This is a genomic window from Antribacter soli (assembly GCF_021568775.1).
GTDB lineage: Bacteria > Actinomycetota > Actinomycetes > Actinomycetales > Cellulomonadaceae > Antribacter > Antribacter soli.
Genome location: NZ_JAKGSG010000040.1, coordinates 66,590 through 80,221 on the forward strand (window position 1 = coordinate 66,590; position 13,632 = coordinate 80,221).

At 74.5% G+C, this 13,632-nt stretch carries 11 protein-coding genes; 4 read left to right on the forward strand and 7 right to left on the reverse strand.

The features are described 5' to 3' along the window. Window positions 1–32: 32 nt before the first annotated feature. The 4 genes from L1785_RS14620 to L1785_RS14635 form a co-directional block, all read right to left on the reverse strand. The gene (locus L1785_RS14620) at window positions 33–317 is read right to left on the reverse strand and encodes a WXG100 family type VII secretion target (protein WP_236090004.1); all 285 of its coding nucleotides are present in this window, start codon (window positions 315–317) and stop codon (window positions 33–35) included. Between the two features lie 200 nt (window positions 318–517). After that, the gene (locus tag L1785_RS14625; protein ID WP_236090005.1) at window positions 518–1,222 is read right to left on the reverse strand and encodes an HD domain-containing protein; all 705 of its coding nucleotides are present in this window, start codon (window positions 1,220–1,222) and stop codon (window positions 518–520) included. A gap of 165 nt (window positions 1,223–1,387) precedes the next feature. Further along, entirely contained in the window at window positions 1,388–3,118 is a 1,731-nt protein-coding gene (locus tag L1785_RS14630; RefSeq protein WP_236090006.1) for a sensor histidine kinase, read from the reverse strand. Continuing rightward, a complete protein-coding gene (locus L1785_RS14635) occupies window positions 3,111–3,848 on the reverse strand; it encodes a response regulator transcription factor (protein WP_236090007.1) in 738 nt (245 codons plus the stop codon). The genes L1785_RS14630 and L1785_RS14635 overlap by 8 nt, the downstream gene beginning before the upstream one ends. A 142-nt stretch (window positions 3,849–3,990) precedes the next feature. On the opposite strand from L1785_RS14635, the gene L1785_RS14640 reads away from it, so the two are divergent. Next, complete coding sequence (locus L1785_RS14640) at window positions 3,991–6,117, forward strand: TPM domain-containing protein (protein WP_236090008.1); 2,127 nt, start codon at window positions 3,991–3,993, stop codon at window positions 6,115–6,117. Window positions 6,118–6,168: 51 nt separating this feature from the next. Then, window positions 6,169–6,957, forward strand: a complete 789-nt coding sequence (locus L1785_RS14645; protein WP_236090009.1) for a PspA/IM30 family protein — start codon at window positions 6,169–6,171, stop codon at window positions 6,955–6,957. Here the strand turns inward: L1785_RS14645 and L1785_RS14650 are convergent. After that, the gene (locus L1785_RS14650) at window positions 6,945–7,700 is read right to left on the reverse strand and encodes a type 1 glutamine amidotransferase (RefSeq protein ID WP_236090010.1); all 756 of its coding nucleotides are present in this window, start codon (window positions 7,698–7,700) and stop codon (window positions 6,945–6,947) included. The genes L1785_RS14645 and L1785_RS14650 overlap by 13 nt on opposite strands. A gap of 37 nt (window positions 7,701–7,737) precedes the next feature. Here L1785_RS14650 and L1785_RS14655 point away from each other — a divergent pair, with 37 nt between their 5' ends. Continuing rightward, window positions 7,738–8,322 carry an NYN domain-containing protein gene (locus tag L1785_RS14655; RefSeq protein WP_236090011.1) on the forward strand — a complete coding sequence of 195 codons (585 nt, stop codon included), beginning with the start codon at window positions 7,738–7,740 and terminating at the stop codon, window positions 8,320–8,322. Between the two features lie 131 nt (window positions 8,323–8,453). On the opposite strand, the gene L1785_RS14660 is transcribed toward L1785_RS14655, so the two are convergent. After that, a complete protein-coding gene (locus L1785_RS14660; RefSeq protein WP_236090012.1) occupies window positions 8,454–10,139 on the reverse strand; it encodes a DNA repair helicase XPB in 1,686 nt (561 codons plus the stop codon). 49 nt (window positions 10,140–10,188) lie between these two features. Further along, complete coding sequence (locus L1785_RS14665) at window positions 10,189–13,065, reverse strand: helicase-associated domain-containing protein (protein WP_236090013.1); 2,877 nt, start codon at window positions 13,063–13,065, stop codon at window positions 10,189–10,191. A 163-nt stretch (window positions 13,066–13,228) separates the two neighbouring features. Between L1785_RS14665 and L1785_RS23060 the strand changes: the two genes are divergently transcribed. After that, entirely contained in the window at window positions 13,229–13,603 is a 375-nt protein-coding gene (locus L1785_RS23060; RefSeq protein WP_236090014.1) for a cold-shock protein, read from the forward strand. Window positions 13,604–13,632: the final 29 nt, after the last annotated feature.

The following is a 13,632-nucleotide window of genomic DNA, read 5'->3' on the forward strand; positions in this document are numbered from 1 at the left end:
CCGGTGCTCGCCGCCCGGGCCGGGACCTCACCTCACGTGAACAGCCGCGTCGCCGCCGCCTCCGCGTCCGCGTAGGTCTGGGCGGTAGCGGCCAGGGCAGCCTGGATCGCGTCCAGTGCGGCCTCCACCTGGGCCTGGGCCCCCCGCCACTGCGTGACGGCGCCGCCGAACGCGGTCGCCGCGCCGCCGTGCCAGCTCGCCTGCAGGCCGTCCAGGTTCCGCACCAGGCCGCCGACCTCCGCTCGCACGGCCGCGACGGACCCCGCCACGGCGGCGCTCGCCATGCCGACCTGCTCGCTGTCGACCTCGAACCGCATGTCGCCCCCTCTCCGCGCCGGCCGGTCCGGCGCTTCCAGGGACGACGCTAGGAGCGCGCGGGCCGACGCCGGAGTGCGCCACCGACGCACTGTGCACAGGTCCCGGAACGGCCCGGCTGTGGTCGGCCGTCGGCGCGTCCCGGGCAGCCGGGACGGGCAGGCGTGACGGGCGGTCGGAACGGTCGGCGAGCCGGCGGGTCCTACGTCGCGCTGTCCAGCTTCGACTGCTCCTTCAGCAGCCGGTGCAGCTCCGCGTCGAGGTTCTGCCGCGCGGGCTCCTCCCACGCGGCCCCCATCGGCGAGAAGAACAGCGACTCGCGGGACAGCAGCTTCGACACGATCTTGATCCGCGCGTTGAGGTAGTCCTCGATCGGGATGTGCGCGTACTCGGCGCGCACATCCGCCGTGTACTCCTTGAACCGCTGCGGCTCGGCGGCGAGCATCGCGAGGTCGGCGTCGTTGAGCACGGCGGCGTCGAGGTCGGTGGGGTCGGGCGCGTGCCGCAGCAGGCCGTTGACGAGGTGCGCGACCCGCTCGGCCTGCTTGGCGGGCACCCCGAGGTCCGTCAGCTCGCTCTGGGCCAGGTCGGCGCTGGCGTGCGTCTGCTCGCCGCCCTGGGTCGCGTAGGCCGCCTTCTTCTCGGCGTCGAACACGGCGCCGTGGTACCAGGCTGCGAGCCGCACCAGGTCGGGTTCGTGGGTCTCCTGCGCGAGCTCGTCGACGCGGTGCAGCACCGCGGCGAGGTGGCGCAGGTTGTGGAAGTGCCTGTCGCCCCCGGACCAGCGCTCGATCAGGCGCTGACCGACCTCCTCGATCTCCTCCGAGGGGGCGGTGGCGCCCACACCGACGACGCTGCGGACGAACGACGAGAGGAACCACTGCGGTGCGTCGTGCATGACGCCCATGAGTATCAGGCTTTCGATCAGGGGGCAGGGACAGTCGTCTCGTCCAGCCTACGACCGAACGTCGGAGCCGGGACCGAGCCGACATCCTAGCCACAGCCTGCCCTGATCGGTTGGTCCTGGGCATCTGCCGGGCCCCGCGCCCTCGACCCGGCCGATGCCCGGCAGCTACCGGGACAGGGTGCGCGGGAGACGCACCCGCACGGTGAGGCCGCCGCCGGGCGTGGGCGCCACCTCGACGTGACCGGCGTGCGCGCCGATGATCGCCGCGACGATCGCGAGCCCCAGGCCCGAGCCACCGGACTCCCGGTTCCGCGACGAGTCCGCACGGTAGAACCGCTCGAACATGCGCTGCGCCTGCTCGGAGCTCACACCGGAACCGTGGTCGCGCACCTCGAGCACCACGTCGTCGCCGTCGGCGCCGAGCGCGATCTCGGCCGGCGACCCGGCGGGGGTGTGGCGGGCGACGTTCCCGATGAGGTTGGTCAGGACCTGCCGCAGCCGCTCGGCGTCGCCGGTGGTGACCAGGCGGTCCGACGTCGGCCGGTCGCCCGGCTGCACCGCCTCGCCGCTCGCGTGCGAGAGGGGGACCACCCGCACCTCACGGGTCGGGTCGAGGGCGTGCAGGTCCTGGGCGGAGTCGTCGGCGAGGGCGGTGAGGTCGACCGCCTCGCGTGCGATCGGCCGTCCCTCGTCGAGGCGCGCGAGGACGAGGAGGTCGTTCACGAGGGTCCCCATGCGACGGGCGGCGTCCTCGATGCGGCCCATCGTGTCCCGCACCTTGGCGGGCTCGTCGAGCGCCCCCATCCGGTACAGCTCGCCGTAGCCGCGGATGGTGGCCAGCGGGGTGCGCAGCTCGTGGGACGCGTCGGACACGAAGCGGCGCATCCGCACCTCGGACGCCTCCTGGGCGGAGAACGCCCGCTCGATCTGCGCGAGCATCGCGTTGAGCGACATCGAGAGCGACCCGACCTCGGTCGACGGCGGCGCGTTCGGCACGCGGCGGGACAGGTCGCCGGCTGCGATCCCGGCCGCGGTGACCTCGATCTCGCGCAGGGGCCGCAACGAGCGCCTGACGAGCAGCCACGCGACGAGCCCGCCGAGCAGGACGATGCTCAGGGCCGACAGTGCGAGGGACCGGGCGAGGAACGCGACGGTCTCGTGTATGCCGGTCAGGGGCAGGGCCACGAACGCCACGTCCTCGGACGCACCGTCGGACTGGTCGCGCACGAGCGGCCAGACCCGCCAGCTCGTCCCCTTCGTGCCGTCTCCCGTGGCGGGCACGGTGAACGCCTGGCCGAGCTGGTCCTTGACCTGGTCGTACGACAGGTCGGGGATGTCCGGGGCGCCGTACTGGGCCTCGGTGTCGCCCAGCCGCCACGGGGTATCGGTCCCGTCCTCGAACCGGTAGAGCACGTAGTAGTCGCTGGGCAGCGACTTGCTGGTCAGGCCCGGCCCCTGGAACGGGCTGCTCGCCAGGCCGGCGGCCGTGTGGGAGAGCTGGGCGTCGACCTGCCCCACGAGGTAGTTGGAGACGACGGTCCGCGTGACGATCGCGGCGAGGATCAGGCCGGCCGCGAGCAGCAGCACGATGATGCCGACGAGCCGGGCGCGTAGCGGCATCCCGGCCAGCCAGCGGGTGACACGGACGCTCAGGGTCGGGCGCGCGTCGCCGGGGGCGACGGCGTCGTCGGGACCGACCTCGGCTGCGTCGTCGTCGGGTGTGGTGCCTCCGGGTGTGGCGCCGTCGGGACCGACCTCGTCGGCCGGGGCGCCTTCGGGAGACTCGCGTGTGAGGGCCTCGTCGGGGCCGACGCCGGCCGTGCCCGCGGGAACCTCCGCCTCGCGCGAACGGTCCGCCGAGGGCGCGCGACCGGCGTCGGGCAGCGTGTCAGGCACGGGCCGTCATCGGGGCGCGCAGGAGGTAGCCCACGCCGCGCTTGGTGTGGATGAGCGGAGGCAGCGTGGCCTCGCCCTCGGAGGTCGGGACCGACAGATTGTCGATCTTGCGCCGCAGGTACGAGATGTACGACTCCACGATGTTGGCGTCGCCGCCCCAGTCGTACTGCCAGACGTGGTCGAGGATCTGCGACTTCGACAGGACGCGGCCCGCGTTGAGCATGAGGTACCGCAGCAGCTTGAACTCGGTGGGCGAGAGGTCGATCTCGACCCCCGCGCGCCGGACCTCGTGCGAGTCCTCGTCCATCTCCAGGTCGCCGACCCGCAGCACGGACGTGTCCTCCGGCACCGGACCACCGGTGCGGCGCAGCACCGCGCGGATGCGGGCCACGACCTCCTCGAGGCTGAACGGCTTCGTCACGTAGTCGTCGCCCCCGACGGTGAGGCCCTGGACCTTGTCCTGGGTGTCGTCGCGGGCGGTGAGGAAGACGACCGGCGTGTGCCGGCCCGTCGCGCGCATGCGGCGGGTCACGGTGAAGCCGTCCATGTCGGGCAGCATGACGTCCAGGACCACGAGGTCGGGCTCGAGGTCGCGAACGAGCTGCAGGGCGCCGTTGCCGTCGGCGGCGGCATGGACCTCGAAGCCGGCGAAGCGCAGGGACGTGGACAGCAGCTCGCGGATGTTGGGTTCGTCGTCGACGACGACCAGCCGCGCCTCGGGAGTGGACATAGGTCCAGTGTGCCTCCGATGTCTGGAGGTTGTCTGGGAATCTCCGGGGGAGAAGTGCCCATGTCTCACCGGGTCACGGCGGGTTTCCACAGGCGCGCGTCCTCCGATTGCGGTGCTCGCGGCCGGGCGCGACGATCGGGGCGTGACCGTTCCCGCAGACCATACGAGGCGCTCGAGTGCCCTGGCCGTCGCAGCGCTCGTGCTGCTGACGGGCGCCGCAGCAGTGGGCGCCGCCGCCGACCCCGCGCGGGCGGCGACGGCCGCGACCCCCGCGCCGAGCGTCTCGCCGTCGATCCTGTCCGCGGCCTCTCAGGCCGCGTCGCTGCAGGACGTGCTGCCGGCGTCCCCGCCGCTCACGCTGACCCAGGAGGTCACGGACGAGTCGGGCGTTCTCACCGCGGACGGCCTGGGCGACGTGCAGGCGGCCCTCGACCGCCTGGCGACGGGCTCCACCCTCCAGCTCTTCGTGGTCTACGTCGAGAGCTTCGACGGCGCCGACCCGGTCGACTGGGCCAACGCGACCGCGAACAACTCGGGCCTCGGCGTCGACGACCTGCTGCTCGCCGTCGCCACCGAGGACCGCGTGCACGGGCTGTCGGTCGACACGAACGTGCCGCTGAGCGACGACCAGATCGGAGAGCTCGAGGACGCCGCCGAGGACCGGCTGCGTGAGGACGACTGGGCGGGCGCAGCCGTCGCGCTGGCCGACACCGCGCTGGAGGCGACGACAGGGTCCGGCGACGGCGTGCCCGTCGGCGCGGTCGTCGGCGGGATCGCCGGGGTCGCGCTCCTCGGCGGGGTCGGCTATGCCGTGTACCGGGGCCTGCAGCGTCGTTCCGCGCCGTCCGCACCCGGCGGTCCGACGCCGGACGAGCTGGCGGCACTGCCCACCGAGGAGCTGGACCGCCGGGCCGCGTCCGCCCTGGTCAGCATCGACGACGCGCTGAAGACGTCCGAGCAGGAGGTCGGGTTCGCGCAGGCGGAGTTCGGCCTCCAGGCCACCCAGGAGTTCTCCGCGACGCTCGAGAAGGCGAAGGCCGACGTGGCGGAGGCGTTCGCGGTCCGCCAGGCGCTCGACGACGAGCGGGTCGAGACGGAGCCGCAGCGTCGGCAGATGCTCGCCCGGATCGTCGCACTCTGCGAGGGTGCCGCCGACGCCCTCGACGCGCAGACGGCTGCCTTCGACGACATGCGCCGCCTCCAGGAGCGCGCACCGGAGCTGCTCGACGACGTGGAGAAGCGGTCCGACGAGGTCGCGTCGCGCGTGGGCGTGGCCCGGCAGGAGCTCGCCAGGCTCGGCTCGACGTACCCGGCGCCGTCGCTCGCGTCGGTCTCCGCCAACCCCGACCAGGCGGAGGCGCTCATCGCGAACGCGCTGCAGGCGGTCACGGAGGGCCGCGCCGCGCTCACGTCCCGGAACCGGTCCGTCGCGGTGGCGCACGTCCGCGGCGCGCAGAACGCGCTCGGGCAGGCCGTGAAGCTCCTCGACGCCGTCGCGAACGCCAGTACAGAGCTCGCCGAGGCCGGGCCGCGGCTCGACAAGGCCGTCGCGTCGATCTCGCAGGACATCGCCGACGCCACCCGCCTCTCCCCGTCCGACCCAGCCGTCACTGCGGCGAGCACGGAGGCGCAGGCCGCCGTCGTGCAGGCGCGGGTCGCCCGCGAGGGCGGGGACCCGATCGCCGCCCTCAGCCGCATCGCCGCCGCCGAGGCGGCGCTCGACGCCGTCCTCGTGCCCGCGCGCGACCACGCCGAGTCGCGGGCACGCGCCTCGGCGCTGCTGCGGGACACGCTCGGTCGCGTCGAGTCGCAGATCCGCGCCACGAGCGACTTCATCGAGACGCGCCGCGGCGCCGTCGGGCCCGAGCCGCGCACGCGCCTGGCCGAGGCGATCCGCCTCGTCGGCGAGGCCCACGCGCTCCAGGCGACCGACCCTGCGGCGGCACTCCAGCGCGCCCAGCAGGCCGACTCCTACGCCCAGCAGGCGGCGCAGCTCGCCCAGCGCGACGCGTCCGCGCCCACCGGAAGCGGCGGGATGGGGTCCAACGTCGGCGGCATGGTCCTCGGCGGCATCCTCCTCGACTCCATCCTGCGCGGCGGCTCCTCCGGCGGCGGGTGGTCTGGCGGGTTCGGGGGCGGCGGGGTCGGCGGCTCGCGCGGGAGCCGGTCGCGTGGCGGCGGTATCGGCGGTGGCTTCGGCGGCGGCGGGTTCGGCGGCGGCCGGTCGTCGGGCGGCCGCGGCGGCAGGTCACGCGGCGGGCGCTTCTGACACCGGTGTCCGACGCAGCAAGGCCAAGCAAGACCGACGAAAGGCAGCACCATGGCGGAGAAGCAGAGCATCCTGGGGCGGGTCGCCCAGCTCGCGAGGGCGAACATCAACGCGATCATCGACAGGGCCGAGGACCCGCACATGATGCTGGACCAGCTCGTGCGCGACTACACGAACAGCATCGTGGAGGCTGAGCAGGCCGTCGCGGTGACGATCGGGAACCTGCGCCTGGCCGAGCAGGACTACAACGAGGACGTCGCCGCCGTCCGCGAGTGGGGCGGCAAGGCGCTCGCGGCGTCGCAGGCCGCCGACGCCGCCCGGAGCGCCGGCGACGCCGCCAAGGCCGACACGTTCGACGCCCTGGCGAAGGTGGCGCTGCGCAAGCAGCTCGACGCGGAGACGGAGGTGCGGCAGGCCCAGCCGATGATCGCCAGCCAGCGCGACACCGTCGACAAGCTCAAGTCCGGGCTCGCGTCCATGCGGGACAAGCTGGGCGACGTCCGGACCAGGCGCGACTCGCTCGTGGCGCGGCACAAGTCCGCCGCGGCGCAGAAGACCGTGCAGGGCGCGATCTCGTCCATCAACGTGCTGGACCCGACGAGCGAGCTGTCGCGGTTCGAGGAGGTGGTGCGGCGCGAGGAGGCGCTCGCGGTCGGCCAGGCGGAGATCGCCGCGACCTCGATCGACGCGCAGTTCGAGGAGCTCGAGGCGGGCGGCGACGCGATCGAGATCGAGGCGCGCTTCGCGGCGCTCAAGTCGGGCAGGGCACCCGCGCCGCAGATCGCGCCGACGCAGGTCACCCCGGCGGAGGAGAACCCGGTGGAGTTCTACGAGGAGTGAGCCCTGACCGCGTGCGCATGGGCGCGCACCTGGGCCAGGAAGGCGTCTGCCAGCACCGCGCCCGCAGCATCCAGCTCGTCAGCGTGCGGCTCCAGCTCGGCGGCCAGCGCCGCGGTGTCGACGTCGTCGTGCCCCTCGGCCCAGCGCAGCGCCAGCTCGACCGATGCCTCGGGGTGGAACTGCACCCCGAGCGCCGAGCCGAGGCGGAACGCCTGGTACGGGTACATTGCCGACGCGCCGAGCCAGACGGCGTCCGGCGGTAGCTCCACCACGGCGTCGGCATGCATGCTGACGAACCGGCTGACGACCCCGCCGCCCGCCCGCGAGGCCGCGGCGGCCACGACAGGCCCCAGGACCGGGTCGGCCGCCGCAGCGTCGCGCCAGCGGACGCGCACGAGCCCGGCCTCGCGCCCCGGTGGGGCGGCCACGGCGACCTGCCCGGAGCCGGCGACGGCGAGGAGCTGCGCGCCCAGGCAGATACCGAGGGCGGGCACGCCGGCGCCTGCGGCGTCGGCGAGCAGGGCGCGGGTGGCGGGCAGCCAGGGCGCCTCGGCGTCGGCGTAGGCGGACATCTGCCCGCCGAGGACGACGACGGCGTCGCCCGCCTCGGCGAGCGACGGAACTTCCTCGCCCGCGAAGGCCAGGACGAGGCGGACGCCGCCGCCGAGGCGGGCGGCGAACCGGTCCATCGGCACGTCGGGCGAGCTCTGGATCACGGTGATGCGTGGCATGTGCTCAGACACGGTCGCCCAAAGTACAACCACAGATACGCTGGGGTCCATGTCGGCTCCGTCACCTGCAGTCTCCGCCCGTCGCACGTACCTCATCGTTGACGGGGAGAACATCGACGCGACGCTCGGGATGAACGTTCTCAACCGTCGTCCCGCCCCGGAGGAGCGGCCCCGCTGGGACCGCATCTCCGCGTTCGCCGAGAAGGTGTGGGCGCAGGAGGTCGTCCCGCTCTTCTTCCTCAACGCGACGTCCGGCCAGATGCCGATGCCGTTCGTCCAGGCCCTGCTGGCGATGGGCTACAAGCCGATCCCGCTGGCCGGCAACGGCACGGAGAAGGTCGTCGACGTCGGTATCCAGCGCACGCTCGAGGCGCTGGCGAGCCGCCCGGGCGACGTGCTCCTGGCCAGCCACGACGGCGACTTCCTCCCGCAGATCGAGGCCCTCCTCGACGACGACGACCGCCGCGTCGGCCTCCTCGGCTTCCGCGAGTTCGTCAACGCGCGCTTCGCGGACCTGACCGAGCACGGCCTCGAGATGTTCGACCTCGAGGGCGACGCCGACGCCTTCACCACGATGCTGCCGCGCGTCCGGATCATCCCGATCGACGAGTTCGACCCGGTGCGTTACCTCTGATCCGACCGAAGGTCGCCGGTGTCAGCCAGCGCTGTGGGGGGGGGGGGGGGGGGGTGGGGGGGGGGGGGGGGGGGGGGCCCCCCCGCCCCCCCCCCCCCCCCCCCGCGCGGCCGGGGCGGCGACGGGACGGGTCAGGCGGCCTCGGCCGCGTCGAGGTCCTCCGCGTCCACGATCCGGTACGCGTAACCCTGCTCGGCGAGGAAGCGCTGCCTGTGGGCCGCGAAGTCCTGGTCCACCGTGTCGCGCGCGACGACCGCGTAGAAGTGCGCGGTGCGCCCGTCCTGCTTGGGCCGCATGACGCGGCCGAGGCGCTGCGCCTCCTCCTGGCGCGACCCGAACGAGCCCGACACCTGGATCGCGACCGACGCCTCCGGCAGGTCGATCGAGAAGTTCGCGACCTTCGACACGACGAGGCGGGAGATCTCGCCCGAGCGGAACGCCTCGAACAGCCGCTGCCGCTCGCGGACGGTCGTGGCTCCCGTGATCAGCGGGGCGTCGAGGTGGTCGGACAGCTCCTGGAGCTGGTCCAGGTACTGTCCGATGACGAGGATCTGGTCGTCGGGGTGCTGCGCCACGATCTGCTCGACGACGCGCTTCTTCCCGGTGGCGGAGGCCGCGAGCCGGTACTTGTCCTCCGGCTCGGCGGTCGCGTAGACCATGCGCTCGCTCTCGGGGAGGGTGAGGCGCACCTCGACGCAGTCGGCCGGGGCGATGTAGCCCTGGGCCTCGATGTCCTTCCACGGGGCGTCGTACCGCTTCGGGCCGATCAGGCTGAACACCTCGTCCTCGCGGCCGTCCTCGCGCACGAGCGTCGCGGTGAGGCCGAGGCGTCGGCGGGCCTGGAGGTCGGCGGTCATGCGGAAGATCGGCGCGGGCAGCAGGTGCACCTCGTCGTAGACGACGAGGCCCCAGTCCCGCGCGTCGAGCAGCTCGAGGTGCGTGTACACGCCCTTCCGCTTCGTGGTGAGCACCTGGTACGTCGCGATCGTGACGGGCTTGATCTCCTTGCGCGCGCCCGAGTACTCGCCGATCTCCTCCTCGGTGAGCGACGTGCGGCGCACCAGCTCGTCGCGCCACTGGCGGGCGCTGACGGTGTTCGTGACGAGGATGAGCGTCGTCGTGCCGCTCTTCGCCATCGCCCCCGCGCCCACGATCGTCTTGCCGGCGCCGCAGGGCAGCACCACGACACCCGACCCGCCGTGCCAGAACCCGTCTACCGCGTGCTCCTGGTAGGGCCGCATCTCCCACGGCCTCGAGGGCTCCCCGGGCGCGCGGCCCGGGACCGTGGGGGAGAGCTCGATGGGGTGCTTCTCGCCGTCGACGTACCCCGCGAGGTCCTCCGCCGGCCAGCCCAGCTTCACCAGGACCTGCTTGAGGTGCCCGCGCTCCGACGGGTGGACCACGACCGTCAGGTCGTCGAGCCGCGCCCCCACGAGGCCGGCGGTCCGCTTCGACTTGAGGACCTCCGCGAGCACGGCGCGGTCCGTGGCGGTCAGCACGAGCCCGTGCACCGGGTCCGAGGCGAGCTGCAGGCGTCCGTACCGGGACATCGTCTCGGCGACGTCGACCAGGAGGGCGTGCGGCACGGGATAGCGGGAGAACTCGATGAGCGTGTCGACGACCTGCTCCGCGTCGTGTCCCGCCGCCCGCGCGTTCCACAGACCCAGGGGGGTCAGGCGGTAGGTGTGCATGTGCTCCGGCGCCCGCTCCAGCTCGGCGAACGGCGCGATCGCGCGGCGCGCCTCGCCGGCGCGCGGGTGGTCCACCTCGAGCAGGAGGGTCTTGTCGCTCTGCACGATGAGCGGGCCGTCGGTCATCCGGTCTCCTCTGTCCTGGCCGCGGGGGTGTGCGGCGGGGCGCCGTTGTTCACGCCGGGGTGCCGGGCCTGTCGGGGTCGACGCCGGCGATGCGATGGACCGCGACCGTCAGCTCGGCGTCGCGGGCGGGGTCGACGGCCCGCAGCCGGCCCCCGTCGAGGCGCAGCGGGCGCAGCCGGCGCCGCTCGGGCGAACCGGTCCGGCCGACGAGCTCCACCCACACGTGCGCGCCGTCGCGGATCGCGTCACGCAGGATGGCCAACGCGTCCGCAGGATGCTGTGTTCCCTCGCCGTCGGGGGCGTCCGTCACGTCGTGCCCGACGCCGGCCGCGGCCGTGGGTGCACCGCCCCGCCCGGCCGAGGGGTCACCGAAGCCCGGTGGAGAACCTGCCGAACCGGAACGTGCCGACGTGGAACCGGACCCCGGCGAGACCTGCGGGCCCTGGTGAACGCCCAGGTCAGTGAGGTGGTACCGCGGTTCCGGGTGTTGTGAGGCCTCGGCAGGTTCTGCCTCGGCAGAAGGGGTGGGGGTGCCGGCTGCGGGGGCGGGCGCGGGCTCCGGGGTGTCGTCCCGCAGCAGCGCTCCCGCCGCGGCTCGGGCGGCGTCACGGGCCTCCGCCCGGGCTCGCGAGGCCGTGTTGTCGGTGTCGCGGGTCGCCACGTCGGCGGCGCGCAGGCTCGCGACGAGCGCCGCGTAGTCCGGCGCGCTCGAGACGGCTGCCGCGACCCGCCCGCCCACGACGAGCGCGGAACGTGGTGCCGGCACGGCACGCCCCGGCCGTGCGCGGCGCAGGTCGAGCACCTGCCCGCCCGGTGACTCGAGAGCGGAGACGAGCCCACGGGCGCGGAGCGCCTCGTGCAGCTCGACGGCGTCGGCCGCTGCGGCGAGCACCGTCGGAGCGAGCCGGACGAGGCCGAGGTGCGCGAGCGTCGGGTCGTTTTCCAGCCCCGCCAGGACGGTCGGCTCCGCGGCCCGCAGGTAGCTCCCGGCGCTGCCGATGCGGACCGCGCCGTGCCGGCGGGCCGTGTCGCGCACGAGGTACTCGAGCGGCTGCGGCAGGGGCACGGGGGAGCGGCGTGCGAGCTCGGCGAGCAGGTCGTCGGCGGTGGTGCCGTGGTCGAGCGACCGTGTGACGGACTCCGCCGTGAACCGCACGGTCGTCGCCGCGCCGCGGGACTCGCTGTCGGCCGCGCGGCTCAGCAGTCGCGCCAGCTCGCGTGACGGCCGGCCGGGCACGATCCCGGTGAGGTCACCCTGGAGCAGCACCTCCTCGACCTCGGGCGGCAGGGCCGCGCGCAGGGCTGCGACGACGGGGTCCGCGGTGCCGCGCGCCCCGGCACCCCGTTCGGCAGCGCTGCGGTCGGCGGCGCCGCGCGGTTCAGGTGCCGGATCGGCGCCCGCCGTCGCGCTCGTGCCGATCTCGTCGAGCAGGGCCCGGCCCGCGGTGGACAGCGCACCGGCGCCCGTGACGCCGAGCCACGCCGCCTCCATGAGCAGGCCGTCGACGGCCCGCTCGGGCGGCACGGCGCGGGGCGTGCTCCACGCGAGGACGTCGCTCACGGCGGACGTCGTCAGCGAGATGGCGGCGCCGTCGGCGTCGGGCGCCGTGGCGAGGACCTCGAGAACCTGCGCGCGCAGGCGGGGGACCCAGGGCCGGTTCAGGTCGGGCGCGAGGGTCGCGCGCAGGGCACCCCGCTCGTCCCGCGTGCCGATCTGCCACGGGGTGCGCCGTGACGCGGCCCAGGCGCGGACGAGCACGGCCCAGCGCTCGGCGTCGTCGGGGCCGGGGAGCGCGCCGTCGAGCCACTCCACGCCGGAGACGGTCGGGACGTACGAGGGTGGCGCCTCGCCGTCGTCGGCAACGAGACCCGCGGTCGAGGCGAGCTCGAGCACGAACGCGGCCGACGCCTCGTCAGTCTCCATGGCCGCCGCGACGCGGCGCAGGTCGCGCACGCCGAGGCCGCCGGCGCGCAGGAGCGGCGCAGGGGCGTCCGTCCAGGTGGCGAGCAGCACGGCGATGCGGCGCACGATCTCGAGGGCGGCGGTCGCCGACTCGGCGTCGACGGTCGTGCGGGCGACGGACCGGCCCTGCGGGCGAGGCGGGCGAGCGGCCGGCTCCCGGTGCGTGTGCCCGCCGCGCAGCGCCAGCCCGACGGCGCGCGGCAGCATCACGTGCCGTGCGTCGGACCGCACGAGGTAGCCCTGGCGCACCAGCCGGTCGACGGCGTCCCGTGCCCGGCTGCCCGGGGCGGGCAGCACGCCGACGGGCGGGCCCCACGCGAGCGCGTCGAGCACGGCGCGCGCCCCGGCAGGCACCTCGTCGAGCGGGGGCACGCCGGCCTGGGATCCCGGGGCGTCGAGCGCGCGCGTCGCCGCGGTCTCCGTGTCCGGGCCGAGCCCGGCGGGATACGGCCCCAGCACCTCGTCCAGGCCGGGGGCGGTCCGCAGGTCGGGCTCGTGTCCGACGCCGGTCGCGCGCAGGGGTGCCCCGGGGTCGGCGTCCCACAGCAGCGCCGACTCGAGCGCGTGCGCCACGGCCTCGCCGAAGAGCGACGCGTCGTCCTCCGACACCCCCAGGGCCCGGGCGACCACCGCCGGGGTCACGCGGACGGCGGCGGGCGGGCGGGCGGCGTGCGCGCCCGGCGGTGCTCCCCGGTGCTCGGGCACAGCGCGGGCAGGCGAGAGGGCGAGGACCGCCTCGAGCACCTGCAGGGTGAGCGCGTCGGTGCGGGCGAGGGCCCGCTCGGTCGAGGTGCGGCTGGAGGCGCGCGCCGCCAGCGAGCGGAGCGTCGACGGCGAGGGCGTCGCGAGATCGGGCCGGGCGCGCAGGAGGGCGACGAGCGCCTCGTCTGAGCGCTCGCGCAGGTCGTCGGCGAAGTGCCGTGTGGGCGCCGCCGGCGCTGGGTCGCGCAGCGTGGTGGCCATCGAAGCGATGTTACGCGTCTCGGGTTACGGTCGTGTTCGCCTGCAGGTAGAGGATGCGACGGGGTGGGCCTGAGACCGGTAATCTTGGAGACCTGGTCCGGAATGCGCGCATGCACGGCGTACGGACCCGCGAGAGTTTCCCACGAGCACGAACGAGGTTCAGGTGCCCACCGGCAAGGTCAAGTGGTTCGACGCCGAACGAGGTTTCGGTTTCATCGCCAGCGAGGACGGCGGCGAGGTGTTCCTGCACGCCTCCGCGCTGCCCCAAGGCGTGGTGCCCAAGCAGGGGGCCAAGGTCGACTTCGGCGTGGCCGACGGGCGCCGCGGACCGCAGGCGCTGGCCGTGAAGCTGCTGGATCCGGCGCCGTCCGTCGCGAAGGTGAAGCGGATGGCGCCGGACGACATGGCGGTCCTGGTGGGCGACCTGATCCCCACGTTGGAGAAGGCGATGGAGCAGCTCAGCCGCGGCAAGTACCCCGCGAACTCCGCCAAGCTTGCCCAGGCACTGCGCAAGGTCGCGGACGACTTCGACGCCTGAGTCCGCTCAGGCCCAGACATGAAGGCCCG